General features: G+C 62.5%; 15 protein-coding genes. 3 read left to right on the top strand and 12 right to left on the bottom strand.

Annotated elements, in window-relative coordinates; all coding sequences use genetic code 11:
- Nucleotides 1-46 precede the first annotated feature (46 nt).
- The gene (locus JHW44_RS13175) at nucleotides 47-631 is read left to right on the top strand and encodes a cupin domain-containing protein (protein WP_089342841.1); all 585 of its coding nucleotides are present in this window, start codon (nucleotides 47-49) and stop codon (nucleotides 629-631) included.
- A gap of 21 nt (nucleotides 632-652) precedes the next feature.
- On the opposite strand, the gene JHW44_RS13180 is transcribed toward JHW44_RS13175, so the two are convergent.
- The 9 genes from JHW44_RS13180 to trhO all read right to left on the bottom strand — a co-directional run bounded on the left by JHW44_RS13180 (nucleotide 653) and on the right by trhO (nucleotide 11,420).
- The gene (locus tag JHW44_RS13180) at nucleotides 653-3,436 is read right to left on the bottom strand and encodes an aminotransferase class I/II-fold pyridoxal phosphate-dependent enzyme (protein WP_089342466.1); all 2,784 of its coding nucleotides are present in this window, start codon (nucleotides 3,434-3,436) and stop codon (nucleotides 653-655) included.
- Nucleotides 3,437-3,664: 228 nt separating this feature from the next.
- A complete protein-coding gene (locus tag JHW44_RS13185; RefSeq protein WP_089342465.1) occupies nucleotides 3,665-4,141 on the bottom strand; it encodes a hypothetical protein in 477 nt (158 codons plus the stop codon).
- A 2-nt stretch (nucleotides 4,142-4,143) separates the two neighbouring features.
- The gene (locus tag JHW44_RS13190; RefSeq protein ID WP_089342464.1) at nucleotides 4,144-4,968 is read right to left on the bottom strand and encodes a DUF3100 domain-containing protein; all 825 of its coding nucleotides are present in this window, start codon (nucleotides 4,966-4,968) and stop codon (nucleotides 4,144-4,146) included.
- 89 nt (nucleotides 4,969-5,057) lie between these two features.
- Nucleotides 5,058-6,602, bottom strand: coding sequence for an aldehyde dehydrogenase family protein (locus JHW44_RS13195; RefSeq protein WP_218822525.1), 1,545 nt, complete (start codon nucleotides 6,600-6,602; stop codon nucleotides 5,058-5,060).
- Nucleotides 6,592-7,494: an NAD(P)-dependent oxidoreductase gene (locus JHW44_RS13200; RefSeq protein WP_245846750.1), complete on the bottom strand. Its 903-nt coding sequence runs from the start codon at nucleotides 7,492-7,494 to the stop codon at nucleotides 6,592-6,594. Before JHW44_RS13200 ends, JHW44_RS13195 begins: the two co-directional genes overlap by 11 nt.
- Nucleotides 7,495-7,578: 84 nt before the next feature.
- Nucleotides 7,579-8,487: a LysR family transcriptional regulator gene (locus tag JHW44_RS13205; RefSeq protein WP_089342462.1), complete on the bottom strand. Its 909-nt coding sequence runs from the start codon at nucleotides 8,485-8,487 to the stop codon at nucleotides 7,579-7,581.
- Nucleotides 8,487-9,623, bottom strand: coding sequence for a M20 aminoacylase family protein (locus tag JHW44_RS13210; RefSeq protein ID WP_089342461.1), 1,137 nt, complete (start codon nucleotides 9,621-9,623; stop codon nucleotides 8,487-8,489). The genes JHW44_RS13205 and JHW44_RS13210 overlap by 1 nt, the downstream gene beginning before the upstream one ends.
- 2 nt (nucleotides 9,624-9,625) lie before the next feature.
- Nucleotides 9,626-10,510 carry a VOC family protein gene (locus JHW44_RS13215; protein ID WP_089342460.1) on the bottom strand — a complete coding sequence of 295 codons (885 nt, stop codon included), beginning with the start codon at nucleotides 10,508-10,510 and terminating at the stop codon, nucleotides 9,626-9,628.
- Between the two features lie 19 nt (nucleotides 10,511-10,529).
- Nucleotides 10,530-11,420 carry an oxygen-dependent tRNA uridine(34) hydroxylase TrhO gene (gene trhO / locus JHW44_RS13220; RefSeq protein ID WP_089342839.1) on the bottom strand — a complete coding sequence of 297 codons (891 nt, stop codon included), beginning with the start codon at nucleotides 11,418-11,420 and terminating at the stop codon, nucleotides 10,530-10,532.
- 123 nt (nucleotides 11,421-11,543) lie between these two features.
- Here trhO and pncA point away from each other — a divergent pair, with 123 nt between their 5' ends.
- Nucleotides 11,544-12,140, top strand: a complete 597-nt coding sequence (gene pncA / locus JHW44_RS13225; protein ID WP_089342459.1) for a bifunctional nicotinamidase/pyrazinamidase — start codon at nucleotides 11,544-11,546, stop codon at nucleotides 12,138-12,140.
- A gap of 87 nt (nucleotides 12,141-12,227) precedes the next feature.
- A complete protein-coding gene (gene pncB, locus JHW44_RS13230; protein ID WP_089342458.1) occupies nucleotides 12,228-13,520 on the top strand; it encodes a nicotinate phosphoribosyltransferase in 1,293 nt (430 codons plus the stop codon).
- A gap of 1 nt (nucleotide 13,521) precedes the next feature.
- Here the strand turns inward: pncB and JHW44_RS13235 are convergent, their stop codons facing one another.
- Genes JHW44_RS13235 through arfB form a run of 3 tightly spaced genes read right to left on the bottom strand, consistent with a single transcriptional unit; the run spans nucleotide 13,522 to nucleotide 15,905 of the window.
- Nucleotides 13,522-14,955: an inorganic phosphate transporter gene (locus JHW44_RS13235; protein ID WP_089342457.1), complete on the bottom strand. Its 1,434-nt coding sequence runs from the start codon at nucleotides 14,953-14,955 to the stop codon at nucleotides 13,522-13,524.
- Nucleotides 14,956-14,985: 30 nt separating this feature from the next.
- Nucleotides 14,986-15,486 carry an NUDIX hydrolase gene (locus tag JHW44_RS13240; RefSeq protein WP_089342456.1) on the bottom strand — a complete coding sequence of 167 codons (501 nt, stop codon included), beginning with the start codon at nucleotides 15,484-15,486 and terminating at the stop codon, nucleotides 14,986-14,988.
- A complete protein-coding gene (gene arfB / locus JHW44_RS13245; protein ID WP_089342455.1) occupies nucleotides 15,483-15,905 on the bottom strand; it encodes an alternative ribosome rescue aminoacyl-tRNA hydrolase ArfB in 423 nt (140 codons plus the stop codon). The genes JHW44_RS13240 and arfB overlap by 4 nt, the downstream gene beginning before the upstream one ends.
- Nucleotides 15,906-15,908: the final 3 nt, after the last annotated feature.

Here is a 15,908-nt window from a genome sequence, read left to right on the forward strand (position 1 = left end):
CCGTTTTCACCTCGGGGCAAGACAACGACAGATGAAGTGGACAAGCATGGCCGACGACGACGATTTCGACATTGGAACGCGACTGCGCAATCTGCGGCAACTCAAGAAACTGTCGCAACGCCAGCTGGCCGCACGCGCGGGCGTGACCAATGGTCTCATCTCGATGATCGAACAGAACAAGATCAGCCCCTCGGTCGCGAATCTGAAAAAGATCCTGGGCGGGCTGACGACCAGCATGGTCGACTTCTTTCAGGAAGATGCCGAGGAACCCAAGACCTTCTGGCGCGACGGCGAATTGCCCTCGATCCGCTCGGCCGCCGTTCATGGCCCCGAGGCGACCGGTGCCAAGCTGTCCCTGCTGCGGGTCGGGCGTGCGGATCAGAACAATCTGATGCTGCTGCATGAAACCTATGACCCCGGCGCCGATACCGGACCGACGCTCTACAGTCATGAATCCGAGGAAGCCGGTTTCGTTCTGGAAGGCGAAATAGAGATCACCGTCGGGGAAGAGGTCGAGGTTCTGGGCCCGGGCGACGCCTATATCTTTGACAGCCGCCGCCCGCACCGGTTCCGCAACATCGGCAAGAAGCGCTGCATCGTGGTCAGCGCCTGTACGCCGCCGACCTTCTGACAGACCGCCCTGCCCTGTCGGCTATTTCAACTGTGCCGCGACCGCATTCAGGGCATCGGCGGTAAAGATCCGCAACCCCAGATCGGGCCGATAGCCGTGGATCTCGCTGACATCCAGCGCCCGCATGAAGGTCAGGATTTCGCGGCTGATGACCTGACCGGGCACAAGGATCGGAAAGCCCGGCGGATAGGGAATGATGAACGAGGCCGAAACCAGTTCTTCCCCCGTCTCCAGCTTTTCCTGCAGGGCCTGATCAAGGTCCAGATAGTCGCAGTTGTCCTCGTTATAGGCCAGGAAGAAGGCGCTGCGGATATCGCCTTCCGAGGTATTGCCATTGCGAAAGGCGGTGTGGAAGCGGCTGAAATCGGGCAAGGGCGGCACATGTTCGACAAGGCTTTTTACGCGTGCATCAAATGACCGGCGCTCCATCTTGGAAGCATCGTCCAGCAGATCATCCAGATCCTTGGCGATGCTGATCAGCACTTCGATCAGATAGGCGATGGATGATCTGGTCGTGCCGATATTGGTCATGAACAGCACGGTATTGCGCGAGGTCTTGTTGATCTGGATACCGTGCTTGTCCATCAGGATCTGGGTCTTGAAGGTATCGCCATCCCAGCCCGTGCCGCCGACCGTGACGGTGACCTTGGTCGGGTCCAGAACGAATTCATCCGTGGCCCAATAGTCCCAGGTGTCGGTCCAGCCACGCTTGGCATCGTAATAGGCCTCGACCCCGCTTTCGCGATATTGCGAGGGAATCATGTCGCTCAGCGTCAATATCTTGAAGTATTTGCTCAGCAGCGGATGGGTGGTGACGGCACGGCGCAAGGACATCGCGCTTTCGATCTGGCGCTGGACGAATTCATAGCCCTCCAGCTCGACCTGCCGCCGCCCCACATCCAGAGAGGCGATGATCTGATAGTTCGGCGAGGTCGAGGTATGGGTCATATAGGCCTCGTGAAAGGCCTGCTCTGTCTCTCCCTTGAAATCCTGATCATAGACATGGATCATCGAGCCCTGCCGCAGCGAGGTCAGCGTCTTGTGGGTCGATTGGGTGGCATAGACCCGCACCCGCGCATCCGGCGGCGCGATCAGCCGGGTGTCCAGCCATGCCTCGTCATCGGCGTCCTTCAGGGCTTCGCTCTGGGCAATCCATTGATCCTTGCGTTCCGGATCGCGCAGCTTGCGGCGCAACCCGCAGGCGGAATGCATGGCGGTGCGCTGGCGGAAGGCCGGGTTGAATCGGGCATAGGCGAACCAGGCCTCGTCCCAGAGGAAGACCAGATCCTTCTTGATCGCCAGACATTCCTCCATGACCCGTTCGACGTTATAGATCAGCCCGTCGAAGGTGCAGTTGGTCAGCAGCACCATGCGCACGCGGTCCAGCTTGCCTGAGGCACGCAATTCCAGCAGCTTGTGCTTGATTTCACGGATCGGCACGGCCCCATACATGGAATGCTCATGCAGCGGGTAGCTGTCCATATAGACCACATTGGCCCCGGCCAGCACCATGCCATAGTGATGCGACTTGTGGCAGTCGCGGTCCACCAGAACGATGTCTCCGGGACGGATCAGCGCCTGAACGACGATCTTGTTGCAGGTCGAAGTGCCATTGGTCGCGAAGAAGGTCTGTTTTGACCCGAAGGCCCGCGAGGCGGCTTCCTGCGCCTTCTTGATCGGCCCGCGCGGTTCCAGCAGGCTGTCCAGTCCGCCCGAGGTCGCCGAGGTTTCGGCCAGGAAGATATTGGGGCCATAGAACGCGCCCATATCCTGAATCCAATGGCTGCGGGCAATCGATTTGCCGCGGCTGATGGGCATGGCGTGAAATACGCCGGTCGGCTGTTGCGAATATTCCTTCAGCGCCGTGAAGAAGGGGGTCTTGAAGCGGTTGTTCACGCCGCGCAGGATATTCAGGTGCAGTTCGAAGAAATCTTCCTGATTGTAGAAGACCCGCCGGCAACCGCCCAGATCCTGTGCCGCGACCCGCTCGACCGAGCGGTCGGTCACCAGATAGGTGTCCAGTTCGGGTCGAATGCTATGGACCAGCCGACAGGTCTCGGCGCCATATTCCTCGGGGTCAAGCGCATCGACGTCCTCATCCGCGCCGCCTCGACGCAGGTATTTGTTCAGCAGCTTCACATTGTTGCGTGATTTCAACGCCAGCCCCGGCCGCACCACCACGGCCTGAACATTGTGGTTGAACAGGATGCCGATCAGCGCGTCCTCAAGACTGGGCACGATCACGGGCTCATAGATATAGGCGTCTTCGGGACGGCGCGCATTCTGCAGACGAGAGCGCAGCCAGCGTTCCTGATGTTCGTTCAGGTCATCGACAATCAGCACCTCGAAATAGGGCCGCCCCAGCGCACGGGCGTCCGGCGACAGCGAGGCTTCATCCTCGAAATCCTCGTTCTCGCTTTCTTCGGCCGTCAGATGGATGGTGCGACGCCGATATGCGCCGGAAATCAACGCCCGCGCCGCGCGCCGGACGGCATGGGAAAAATCCGCGATTTTCCGTTGTTCCAGCAACCGATGCATATAGGAAAAAGCCGCCGCGCCGGGAAAGGCCCAATAGGTTTCGATCGGCGTCAGCGCGATGATCAGGTCTTCGGCCTGTTTCAGCAGCTTCTTGCTCTTGCGCCCGTCGACACCATGCACGGCCAGTTCCTCGGCCACATCGCTCAGAACGCTCCAGCGGTCCGCGCGCAACTGGGTCGCGCTATAGTAGTCACCGATTCCCGGCAGCGCGCCTGTGGCGAAATCGGACAGCGCCTTGCCCGGCTCGGGCTCTTTCGGGTGGGACATGCGTTGTTACCTCCAGATTGGTCGCAGCCCGTGGCTGCCCGGTACTTTTCGTACTTCGTGGAGGTCAGGATGGCCTGGAAAGCCTCTTTGGCACAATGACCAAGGTGATCTGGCACATAAGAAACTGATGGCCGCGCCAAAGCGGGGCGATGATCGGCAGTTTCGCCTGCCAATCCGCCGATCCGGGCCGCACCAGGGAAAAAGGATCTGGCGCAGCCCGGCAGGTGGTTACATGAACAGATCCGCGACGAAGGCCGATCCGACATAGGTGCCCGTCATCACCAGCACGGCGACGATGAAGATCTTCCAGCCCGATGTGCGCGCGATGTCGATTTCGCGCCGCGCGATGGCGATCCCGGCATAGGCCAGACAGGGGGTGGCCAGTGTCAGGAAGTTCACATGCGAGACCTTGTCCAGAACCCAGGCGCTGCCCGGCGTCCATGGCAATGTCGCAACGATCCCCACCAGCGAAATCCAGGCCACCGAGGGCAGCTTGAAGGGCACGGTCAACGTCAGCAGAAGACCGATCATCGAAATGACGAACAGCACCAGCATTCCGACCAGCCCCTGCATCAGGGTGTTGTCGGTGGCGACGGTATTGCCGATCAGGCCGATCACGCAGACCACGGCAAGCATCGCCGCATTCTGCGCCAGATCGGGTTTGAATTCGGATTCGTGATCGACGGGGATATCGGAATCGCTCATCTTCATTCTCCCAGCTCAGAGGTTGCAGGCGTCTTGCGCCCCAGCAAGGCATAAAGCTTCTCGGTCACGGGCAGCGCGACAAAGATGCACAGGTAAAGTCCGGTGGCATAGGTCAGCACGTTGCTGGCACCGGCCAGCGCCAGGATGGTCTCTTCCATATCCGGCACGGCATGCGCCAATGCGCCCGAACAGGCCGCCATCATGGAACCCGAGCCGATGCCGCAGGCCATCGCCAGCGCTTCGATGCTGAACAGGCCGCTGGTCGCCAGCAGCGATGCCAGAATGGCAAAGATGAATGTGCCAAACAGCGTGCCGATGACATAAACCCCCATGACGCCGGCACCTTCGGGCGATTTCAGGCCGTATTTGTCGGCAATGATGGCGATATTGGGCTCACGCGCGACCGAGAAACTGGCCCCGATGGCCTCGCGCCCCATGCCCAGAACCAGAACGGCGATCGGGAAAGCCAGCACGATCGTACCCAGGTTTCCCAGCTCCTGCAGGATCAGCGCCGGACCGGCATCGATGATCCGCTCCATGGACGGGCCGATGATGGTGCCGAATTTCGCGATGAAGGGCATGATCGCGATGACGATCAGGGGCGAGGCAGCGCGCACCTCGCGCTGGCCCATCCAGGCCCCCGCCCTGCGCACCACATTGGGGTTGATCAGCAGCCCCAGCACAAAGGCGTAAAGCAGCGGCAGCAGCAGAATCGAGCCGATGCCGATCGGCACCTTGATGACTCCGATCAGCTCGGAAATGATGGTGATGATCAGGACGCTTGCATGCAGGCGCCAGTCAAGAAGGATATCCTTCGCACTGTTCATCGTAGACCTCTCTGTTGTGACCGGCCCGTTATCTGGTGGCAGGACGCTTGCGAAACGGACGGGCCTTATCCACGTCGCAAGCGAAAAGCTCAACCCGGTGCGTATCCGAAGGCAATGACCGGTTCGGCCGCGGTTTCCACCCAGACCGATTTGGTCGTGGTATAGGCCGCCAGGGCCTCGCGCCCCGAAGAACGACCATAGCCCGACTGTCCGAAACCGCCGAAGGGGGACATGACATTGATGGTCTTGTAGCTGTTGATCCAGAAGGTTCCGGCCCTGACCCTGTCGGCCATCCGATGCGCGCGCCCGACATCGCGCGTCCAGACCGCTCCGGCCAGACCGAAGGGCGTTGCATTGGCCAGCGCGACGGCCTCTTCCTCATCCTCGAATGGAATGACCGACAGCACCGGCCCGAAGACTTCCTCTTGTGCGATCACCATATCCTGCGACACGCCGCCAAGGATCGTGGGCGCATAGAAATAGCCGCCACTGTCGCGCAGATGCTCGGGGCATGCTCCCCCGGTGACGATGCGCGCGCCTGCGGCCTGGGCCTGATGCACCATATCGTTGATCTTGTCCCATTGGCGCGCATTGTTGACCGGGCCGATCTGCGTCGCGGTGTCCAGCGGCAGCCCGACGGGGATCCGCGCGCTGGCCTCGGCCAGTTTTTCCAGAAGCTGGTCATGGATGCTGCGCTGCACCAGCAACCGCGAGCCCGCCACGCAGCTTTGCCCGCAAGCGGCAAAGATGGCTGCCTGAGCCCCGACAATCGCGCGGTCCAGATCGGCATCCTCAAAGACGATATTCGCCGATTTTCCGCCCAGTTCCAGAATACTGGGGATCATCCGTCTTGCGGCCGCGGCAGCAACAGCGGCCCCGCCCTGCGCCGAACCGACAAAGACCACCAGCCCCGTAGCCGGATGGTCGATCATCTTCTGCCCTGCCGATGCGCCGCGACCGGCGATCACATTGACCAGCCCCTTTGGCGCGCCCGCGCGTTCGCACAGCGCAGCCACGACCAGCGATGACAGGGGCGTCAGTTCCGAAGGCTTCAGCATCACCGCGTTGCCCGCTGCGATGGCCGGCGCGACCTGCCAGCAGCAGGTGAACAACGGCGCATTCCAGGGCGTGATCTGCGCCACCACGCCGATAGGTTCATGGCGGGTATAGTTCAGATGGCTGCTGGGCACCGGAATCACGTCACCGGTGATCTTGTCGCACCAGCCGGCGTAATATTCGAACATCTCGGCCATGCGTGCCGGTTCACCACCGGTATCGCGAATGGGACGTCCCGCCGAGACCGATTCCAGCCGCGACAGAGGTTCGGCATGGGCGCGAATCTGACGTGCGATCTCGAACATGATGCGGCCGCGCTCGGATGCGGTCTTGGCCGCCCAGATGCGCTGCGCCTCTTGCGCGGCATCAGCGGCGGCATTGACCACCTCGGCACCGGCATCACGAAATTCGGCCATGACCCGCCCGGTCGCCGGATCGGTCAGTTCCAGCAATTCGCCATCGCCGGCCATCGCGTCACCGGCAACATGACTGGCAACCTCGGGGTGGCCGAGAAGTTCGGTCAGCAGGCGCGCGATTTCAGCGGCGCTGTTGGGGGCATGTTTCATGTCATTCGCCATCGTGTTCCACCTTTCCGCGCAGATCCGCGATCTGCATGAAGTCATCGCTGTCTTTCAGTCCCGATTGTTCCGGTGCCCAGAGCCTTGCGGCCAGTTCCGCCACCGGCAGCGTGCATCCGGCCTCTTGCGCCAGTTCCAGCGCCAGTTTCATGTCCTTGCGCATCAATCCCGCCGAGAAGCCGCTGTTCAGGCTGTTGTCCAGAACCCAGGTCGGGAAATGCACCTCGCTGATGGCGCTGCGCCCGGTGGCGCTGTTGATGACGCGCAGCGCGTCCTCGGCGGGCAGGCCCGCGGCCTCGGACAGGCGCATCGCCTCGGTCGTGGTCAGCATGTGGCAGGCCACCAGCATGTTGTTGACCAGCTTGGCGATATTGCCCGCGCCGCTTGGCCCGACGTGAATGATCTTGGCCGCAATGGCATCCAGCACGGGTCGGGCGGTCGAAACGAATTCTTCCTCCCCGCCGATCATCGTTGACAGGCTGCCACTGGCCGCACCCTGCGGGCCACCGCTGACCGGTGCATCCAGAAAGCCATGCCCGGCCTGCTGCAGCCGCGCGGCCAGCTGACGGCTGACCGAAGCCTCGGAGGTCGATGTGTCGATGAAGATCTTTCTGCCGGTGTCAAAGGCATTGGCGTCAAAAGCCGCATCAATCGTTTCCTGCACGTGACGCGCCAGCGGCAGGGACAGGACAATGATATCCGCCACAGCGATCACATCGGCAGCACTGTCTCTGGCAGCAATGCCATGTTCGGCGATCTGCGCGCGCGCCGTTTCCGCCAGATCATAGGCCGATACGGCGAATCCCTTGCCCGACAGGGTCCGGGCCATCCCCGCCCCCATCGCGCCCAACCCTATCACTCCGACATTCAACGCCATGAGACCCTCGTCCATTTTCACTTTGGCCAAGTTTCCTAGACGGAAGTGTTCTTGAATAGTTGGTTAAAATGCTACATCGCGTTGCACATATGGCAACGCCTAGGCTTGGAATGCCGCCATATTGGCGGCCAGAAAACCTGCCGTGGTTTCTACCGAGCCGGACAGCCTGCGCCGCGCGCGCACGAACAGATGGGCGCTGACATGCTGCAGCATTTCTTCGTTCAGATCGGCGATGACCACCTCGCCCCGCGCGGCCTGTATCGAGGCCGAGAAGCGCGGCAGGAAAGTCGCCCCCATACCTGCCCCGACATAGCGCAGCAGGGCCGCGATGGATGAGGTTTCCACCTGCGGGCGCAACGCCAACCCGCGATCGCTGGCCGCGCGGGCCACAAGGCTGCGAATGGCGTGCCGGTCGTCCAGCATCGCCACCGGCCCGGCCAGCACCTTCATCAGCGACAGCGGTGCGGACCCAAGCAGATCGGACCCCACCGGCACCACCGCGCAAAGGGGTTGCCGCATCGTCGCCAGCGAGCGGGTGGCCGAGGTCGTCAGCGGATCATAGGCAATGCCGATATCGGCCTCGCCCTCGATCACGCGGCGCTGAATCTCCTCGGTCCCGGCCAGATCAGCACGAAACTGCATCGCCGGATAGGCACGCCCCAGAGGGGCCAGCCCGTTCTGCATCAGATCGGCGGCAAAGCCTTCGCCAAGCGCGATGCGGACGACCTGTCCGCCCTGCTCGCGAAAGCGCCCCAGCTGGTCCAGCAGAAAGGTCTGTTCATCCTGCAAGTGCAGCGCATGTTCCCGCACCAGTCTCCCCGCCTCGGTCAGCACCACGCCCTGCGAACTGCGCAGGATCAGCATGACGCCCAGACGGCGTTCGGCCTCGGCCAGTTTGCGACTGACGGCCGAGGGGGCGATATTCAGCCGCTCGGCAGCGCGCCGGATCGACCCTTCCTGCGCGACAACCAGAAACTCACGCAGGAAACGTCCATCCAGCCCCTCCATCAGGCCAGGGCCTGACGCACAAGCCGCACCCAGTATTCCGCCCCCACCGGCAGAACGTCATCATTGAAATCGAACAGCGCCGAATGCAGGCCCGGATTGGCCCCCTCGCGCGCCGCGCCCAGCCAGATATAGGCGCCGGGACATTCATTCAGCATGAAAGCAAAATCTTCCGAAGCCATGCTGGGCTCGGCCTGCGGCAACTCCAGCCCCATTTCCTCGCCAATCCGGCGCGCCAGCGCGGCCTGCGCCGGGCTGTTGGTCGTGGCGGGATAGCGGCGCTGATAATCCATCGTCGCGCGACACCCCTGCGAGGCCGCAACCCCCTGAACCAATTCACCAAGCCGCGTTTCCAGAATATCGCCTGCCTCGGGGCTGAACCAGCGCGCGGTGCCCCGGATCGCGGCCTGATCAGGGCAGACATTCCAGGCCGAGCCGGTATGGATCTGCGTGACCGAAATGACGCCGGGATCAAGCGGTGACAGCCGACGTGCCGGCAATTCCTGCGCCGCGGCCGCGATGCGCGCGGCGGCAGCAACGACTCCATCGCTTTGCTCGGGCATGGCCGCATGGCCGCCCTTGCCCTCGACGGTGATCTCGAAAATGGCAAAGGCCGCCATCATCTTGTCATCGCGCGCCACCAGACGCCCCGGCGCCAGCCCCGGCCAGTTGTGGATGCCAAAGACCGAATCGCAGGGAAATTCGCGGAACAGCCCGTCTTCGATCATCACCCGCGCGCCGCCGTCATTTTCCTCGGCGGGCTGAAAGATCAGCCTGACGGTGCCGTTCTGCACGCCCTCGGCCGCAATCTGGCGCGCCGCCAGCAACAGCATCGCCGTGTGCCCGTCATGACCGCAGGCATGCATCTTGCCCGGATGGACCGAGGCATAGTCCAGCCCGGTCGCCTCTTCGATGGGCAGGGCGTCAATATCGGCGCGCAGCCCAACCACCGGGCCTCCTGCCCCCAGCGTCGCCACGACACCGGTCTGCGCCAGCCCGCGATGCACCTGCCAGCCCCAGCCGGTCAGCAGTTCGGCGATCATCGCCGAGGTCCGGGTTTCCTGAAATCCCAGCTCGGGATGGCGGTGCAGATCGTGACGCCATGCCACCGCCTGAGAGATATGATCGCTGTCGAACATGGTTATCCTTCCTGAAATGTCAGCAACAGGCCGCCCAGACGGTCGATCTGCGTCAGCACAAGGCCCGTCCCCGCGACATGATGGGCAAAGCCGCCCGCTGTCAGCAACGCGTTGATCCGGCCCAATGCCTCACAACGGAAATCCAGCGACACGACCGAGGGTGCGCCATCCGCCGCCAGCCCCTCGGGCATCGCCCCGAACAGATCACCCGCCCGGCCTCGGCTGACAAGTCGCCAGCTTCCCCTGCCTGTCGGCACGCGAAAGCCCCAGGGCGTCGGCTCGGCCTCATGACCATGCAGGGTTTCCAGCCATTTCCGCACGGGGTGCATCTCATCATCACCGGCCATGATCGTGGCCGAGGCAATTCCGCTGACGCCATTGGGATGGCGCATCCATGCCGGGTTCTGGATCAGATCGCGGCGGTGCTGCTGGCAGGCGAACATCGTCAGACGCTCCAACCCGGCCCGGTGAAATACCTTGAGCGTGGTCGAGGTCCGATCGGCACGCCCATCGGCGGTCTGGACGTCGCGACCGAAATGAATGGTTCCCGCGCACTCCCCGCCACGTTCCTGCACGGCGGCGGCATCGCCCTCGGCGTCATCGCTGTAAAGCGCGGTCAGTGCCACCCCCTGGCGCTGCTCCAGATGGTGGGCCACATGCCGCCCGAAGCGGAAATCACCGGCGCTGAAATCGTCAAGCAGGCTGGCATCGCCAATGCTGACCAATTCCAGCAACTGTTGATCAAAGACCGCCAATACCGTCGAGGTTCCCCAGGGGTGTTGCGATGTCGGGCGCAGCGAAAACCCCAGCGCCTCATAGCTGCGCCGGGCCGCATCGATATCCTCGACGGCAATCAGCGGATGATCGATGCCCAGCACATTCGCCATTGTCTGTCCCCTGCGTGTTTCAACCCTTGTCGCGCTGCGCGGCCAGTTCGAACTGACGCTGCCTTTCGCGGAATCTCTCGCGATCGGCCTCGTCATATTCATCCACGCAGCGATGACAGCAAACACCCTCTTCGAATTCGGGTCGCTGCCTGTCCTCATCCGACAGCGGACGTCGGCAGGCATGACACAGGCCATAGCGCCCCTGCTTCAACCCGTGCTTCAGGCTGACCCGTTGATCGAACACGAAACATTCGCCCTGCCAAAGGCTGTCCTCTTCGGGGACTTCCTCAAGATACTTGAGGATACCGCCTTTCAGGTGAAACACGTCCTCGACCCCCTGGGACAGCAGGAAATTGGTCGATTTCTCGCAACGAATGCCACCGGTGCAGAACATGGCGATCTTCTTGTTGTGGAAGCGATGGGCATTCTCGGCCCACCATGCCGGGAAATCACGAAAGGTTTTCGTTCCGGGATCGACGGCGCCCTCGAATGTGCCGATGCCGACCTCATAATCATTTCGTGTGTCGATCACCGCCACATCCGGGGCCGAGATCAGCGCGTTCCATTCCGCCGGTTCGACATAGTGGCCCACCGCTGCCTTGGGATCGACATCGGGTTGCCCCATTGTCACGATCTCTTTCTTGATGCGAACCTTCATCCGCCCGAAGGGCATGGTTTCGGCACTGCTTTCCTTCCACTCCAGATCGGCGCAGCCGGGCAAGGCGCGGATATGGGCCAGGACGGCATCGATCCCCTCGCGCGTGCCCGCGATGGTGCCATTGATCCCTTCCTTCGCCAGAAGCAGGGTGCCCCGGACGCCCTGCGCGCAGGCAAGACTGGCCAAGGGCGCCTGCAGCGCCCGAGGGTCGGGAAAGCGGGTAAAATGATAAAGTGCGGCAACTGTCAGCATGGGCGCGGCATATGCCAGCCAGCCCCCGTATGGCAAGGGCAACCCGTCGTTGCACGCCCTGGTCATTGACGCGCGACGGTGCGCTTCGTACCCATGAGGAGAAAGCCAAAGGGAGACCGGAACATGGCAAAGGCCCTGATCGTCATCGACATGCAGAATGATTTCTGTCCCGAAGGCGCCCTTGCCGTCGCAGGGGGCGATCAGATCGTTGCGCCGATCAACGCCCTGATGCAGCAAGCGGATGCCGTGATCCTGACACAGGACTGGCACCCTGAAAACCACAGCAGCTTTGCCGACAACCACCCCGGCGCGAGTGCTTTCTCGACCATCGACATGCCCTATGGCCAACAGGTCCTGTGGCCGCGTCATTGCGTGATCGGAACTGCAGGCGCGGAATTCCACCCCGGCCTTGACCTGTCGCGGGCGGATCTGGTGCTGCGAAAAGGGTTCCGGCCAGATATCGACAGCTATTCGGCATTCTTCGAAAATGACCACAGCACACCGACGGGGCTGGCGGGCTATCTGCGGGAACGTGGTCTGACCGAACTGACCTTCGTGGGGCTGGCCCATGATTTCTGTGTCAGCTGGAGCGCCATCGACGCCGCGAAGCTTGGGTTCTCCGTATCGGTCATCGAAGAGGCCACCCGCGCCATTGATCTTGACGGCAGCCGCGACGCGGCAAGACGCAGCATGAAAGAGGCCGGCGTCACGCTGGACTGATCCAATCCGCCACAGATCGTGACGCGGGCTTGCAGGCGGTCACGATTTCAGGGCACCAGCAGAAAGCTGTCTTCAGGAGGTCGCGACATGGTCGACATCGCCACGCGAGTGTATAACCACAAATGGAAGATCGATCCGATCGTGCGATCCCTGATCGACACCGATTTCTACAAGTTGCTGATGTGCCAGTCGGTCTTTCGCAACCGGCCGGACACGAATGTGACCTTCAGCCTGATCAACCGCAGCAAGCAGATCCGGCTGGCGGAACTGATCGACGAAGGCGAGCTGCGCGAACAGCTGGACCATGTCCGCAACCTGTCACTGTCGCGCGGCGAAAGCACCTGGCTGCGCGGTAACATGTTCTATGGCAAGCGACAGATGTTCCGCCATGATTTCATGGAGTTCCTGGAGGGCCTGCGGCTGCCCGACTATCATCTGGAAAAACGCGACGGCCAATATGAGCTGACATTCGAAGGCAAATGGCCCGAGGTCATGCTTTGGGAAGTTCCGGCGCTGGCCGTGATCATGGAGTTGCGCTCGCGCGCCGTCCTGAAGGATATGGGCCGCTTCGAATTGCAGGTTCTTTATGCCCGCGCGATGACCCGGCTGTGGGAAAAGATCCAGACCCTGCGCAAGCTGCCGGATCTGCGCATCGCCGATTTCGGCACCCGGCGCAGACACAGCTTTCTGTGGCAGGACTGGGCCGTGCAGGCCATGATCGAGGGGCTGGGCACGGGATTTACCGGCACCTCGAACTGCCTGGTGGCCATGCGCCGCGACATCGAGGCCATCGGCACCAATGCCCATGAATTGCCCATGGTCTATGCCGCGCTGGCCCCCGATGACGAAACCCTGCGCCGTGCTCCCTATGACGTTCTTGCCGATTGGCACGAGGAACATGAGGGCAACCTGCGCATCATCCTGCCCGACACCTATGGCACCAAGGGTTTTCTGCAGCGTGCGCCCGACTGGCTGGCCGGCTGGACCGGCATTCGCATCGACAGTGGCGACCCCGCCGAAGGTGCCGAAACCGCGATCCGCTGGTGGAAGGAACGCGGCGAGGATCCGCGTGACAAGCTGGTGATCTTCTCGGACGGGCTGGACGTCGACAAGATCGTCGAACTGCATCAGGCATTTCACGGCCGGGTCAAGGTCAGCTTTGGCTGGGGGACTCTGTTGACCAATGATTTCCGTGGCCTGGTGCCCGATAACGGGCTGTCACCCTTCAGCCTGGTCTGCAAGGCGGTTGCGGCCGACGGACATCCGACCGTCAAGCTTTCCGACAATCCGCTGAAGGCCAGTGGCCCGGCCGAGGAAATCCGCCGCTATCGCAGGGTCTTTTCGGTCGAGGATCAGCAAGAACGGCCGGTCGTGGTCTGAATCAGACCGAAAAGGCCAGAAAGGCAAGGCACAGCCCGGCACCCAACAGGGCCGTCAGCGGCACGGTTACCACCCAGGCGGTGGTGATCGTGGCGACATGGCTGCGCCGGATCAGCAACCTGCGCCGGGTCTCTTCGACAGGCAGCGGAGAGCGACGCTTGTTCTTGTTGCGATCCATCCATTCGCGCGCAAAGCCGACACCGAATATGCCGCCGATGGCCACATGCGTGGTAGACACCGGCAGCCCCAGAGAGGACGATACCAGCACCACAAGGGCCGTCGCCAGCGACACGCAAAAGGCCCGGCCGGCGTTCAGCCGGGTGATCCCGCTGCCGACCATGACCACCAGACGCCGACCGAACAGCACTGTGCCCAGGGCAATCGCGACTCCGGCCATGGTCAGCACCAGCACCGGCACGGTAGCTGTCGCGCCCCATGCTGGACCGGTCAGGATGACCGTCAGCGGGCCGGCGATATTGCCGACATCATTGGCACCATGGGCAAAGCCCATCATGGTCACAGCAACCAGCAGGGCCGGGCGGAAAATGCGTTTGACGCTGGCCTTGTTGCCCGATCCGATCAGCTGCGTTGCCAGGACCCGGCGCATGACAAGATAGCCAAGGACCGTAGCGGCGGCCCCTGCGGGCAGCACCAGCCTGCCGCCGAAACGCTCTTGCACCAGCAATGCGACATAGGCTGAAAACAGGCCGAACATGAGCGCGCCGACAACGGGGATATGCAGCCGTGCGGCGGCCTCTCTGTCCTTGGCATCGACCACCCGCTGACGCAGATAGATCAGGACCAACCCCGCGATTCCACCGGCGACAAGCGGTGCCACGACCCAGGTCGAGGCGATCAGCGCCAGGGTCGGCCAATGGACCGCATGCATGCCGAATGCCGCCACGCCCGCCCCGGCAATTCCACCCACCATCGAATGCGAGGTGCTGACCGGCAAGCCGATCCCGGTCGCGGTGGTAATCCAGACCGCGGCACCGATCAGTGCCGACAGCATGACGATCGGGGCCTCGGGCCCGGCGGTCAGGCCGGCGAAATCGAACAACCCGCTGGCCAGTCGGTCGGTTACCGCTCCGCCTGCAAGACTGGCCCCGCCGATTTCGGCACAGGCCACCAGGATCAGACCGGGAAGCAGCCCGATGGCCCCGGCACCAACCGCCGGACCCAGCGAATTCGCCACATCGTTCGAGCCAATGGCCAGACCCAGCCAGCCTGCGACCACCAACCCGGCACCCAAGCCGACCATTGCGGCATTTTCGCCGGACATGCCGACCGACAGGAACACCCCAAGGACCAGTGCCAGAACCGCCAGTCCCAGCCACCAAACGGGACGAAAGGCATATCTTTGCGCGGACTCGGCATGTGTGATCCGCCGCAAATCCTTGTCCAGGGTATGAAAACTGCGCAAACCGGTCTTCATGTCGGGTCGCCGGGCACCGATGCGCCCCCGTCAGCCGCCATCATGGGTGTCCTTGTTGCAGCGCGCAGCGGCGTCGAAACAGGCCGTCTTGCCCTGCAGGGCGCGCAGGATGTCCTGCAGCCCCCTTTCATCGACAAGTTCGGCCGCCTGCCCGGGAAAGAACCATTCACGGCGTCTTTGACAAACCTCGGGAAAATCATCGGCGACATGCTCGACCTCCAGCAGGAACACCCGAACCTCGACCGGAAAGGCAAAACCGACGTCCTGTGTCTTGTCATAACGATAACGCCCCAGTTCGGTTGCCCGGATCTTTCCCCTGATCCCGGCTTCTTCCCATGCTTCCTGCGCTGCGGCCCCATGCAGGGTGCGTCCCGCCATCGGCCAGCCCTTCGGCACGACCCATCGACCGGTGCCACGACTGCTGATCAGCAAGACCTTGCCCGAACTCCGGTCCAGACAGATGGCTGCAACCTGCATCGCGGGCGGACGCTTGCCCAGCAACATGCGAAGTGATGACCGTATGGCGTTCATTCGTCGTTATCCACCCTTCCCCTCAGACTCTTGACCTGACCGCGAACCGCCTTGGCCTTCAGCCTTCGTCTCTGGCTGCCCAATGTCGGCCGCGTCGATATGCGTTTTTTCGGCGCGACCGTTGCCCGCCGGATCAGCTCGGCCAGCCGCTCACGCGCGATTTCGCGATTGCGGGCCTGACTGCGCGTTTCCTGGCACATGAGAAGCACCGCGCCATCACTCGTCCATCGCCGCCCCGCCAGTTTGCGCAGCCGCGTCTTGACCGGATCAGGCAGATTGGGTGATCGCGCAGCTTCAAACCGCAATTCGACGGCGGTCTCGACCTTGTTCACATTCTGCCCCCCCGGGCCCTGTGAACGGGTGAACTGCTCGGATAGTTCCCACTCTTCGATCGCAATATGATCAGTCACATGTAACATCAC

The sequence above is a fragment of the Paracoccus seriniphilus genome (genome assembly GCF_028553745.1).
Lineage (GTDB): Bacteria > Pseudomonadota > Alphaproteobacteria > Rhodobacterales > Rhodobacteraceae > Paracoccus > Paracoccus seriniphilus.

Excerpts from the sequence above, each read along its gene's own strand:
- JHW44_RS13175 (WP_089342841.1), top strand. The coding sequence starts at position 47 with ATGGCCGACGACGACGATTTCGACATTGGAACGCGACTGCGCAATCTG.
- JHW44_RS13180 (WP_089342466.1), bottom strand. The coding sequence starts at position 3,436 with ATGTCCCACCCGAAAGAGCCCGAGCCGGGCAAGGCGCTGTCCGATTTC.
- JHW44_RS13185 (WP_089342465.1), bottom strand. The coding sequence starts at position 4,141 with ATGAGCGATTCCGATATCCCCGTCGATCACGAATCCGAATTCAAACCC.
- JHW44_RS13190 (WP_089342464.1), bottom strand. The coding sequence starts at position 4,968 with ATGAACAGTGCGAAGGATATCCTTCTTGACTGGCGCCTGCATGCAAGC.
- JHW44_RS13195 (WP_218822525.1), bottom strand. The coding sequence starts at position 6,602 with ATGGCGAATGACATGAAACATGCCCCCAACAGCGCCGCTGAAATCGCG.
- JHW44_RS13200 (WP_245846750.1), bottom strand. The coding sequence starts at position 7,494 with ATGGACGAGGGTCTCATGGCGTTGAATGTCGGAGTGATAGGGTTGGGC.
- JHW44_RS13205 (WP_089342462.1), bottom strand. The coding sequence starts at position 8,487 with ATGGAGGGGCTGGATGGACGTTTCCTGCGTGAGTTTCTGGTTGTCGCG.
- JHW44_RS13210 (WP_089342461.1), bottom strand. The coding sequence starts at position 9,623 with ATGTTCGACAGCGATCATATCTCTCAGGCGGTGGCATGGCGTCACGAT.
- JHW44_RS13215 (WP_089342460.1), bottom strand. The coding sequence starts at position 10,510 with ATGGCGAATGTGCTGGGCATCGATCATCCGCTGATTGCCGTCGAGGAT.
- trhO (WP_089342839.1), bottom strand. The coding sequence starts at position 11,420 with ATGCTGACAGTTGCCGCACTTTATCATTTTACCCGCTTTCCCGACCCT.
- pncA (WP_089342459.1), top strand. The coding sequence starts at position 11,544 with ATGGCAAAGGCCCTGATCGTCATCGACATGCAGAATGATTTCTGTCCC.
- pncB (WP_089342458.1), top strand. The coding sequence starts at position 12,228 with ATGGTCGACATCGCCACGCGAGTGTATAACCACAAATGGAAGATCGAT.
- JHW44_RS13235 (WP_089342457.1), bottom strand. The coding sequence starts at position 14,955 with ATGAAGACCGGTTTGCGCAGTTTTCATACCCTGGACAAGGATTTGCGG.
- JHW44_RS13240 (WP_089342456.1), bottom strand. The coding sequence starts at position 15,486 with ATGAACGCCATACGGTCATCACTTCGCATGTTGCTGGGCAAGCGTCCG.
- arfB (WP_089342455.1), bottom strand. The coding sequence starts at position 15,905 with ATGTTACATGTGACTGATCATATTGCGATCGAAGAGTGGGAACTATCC.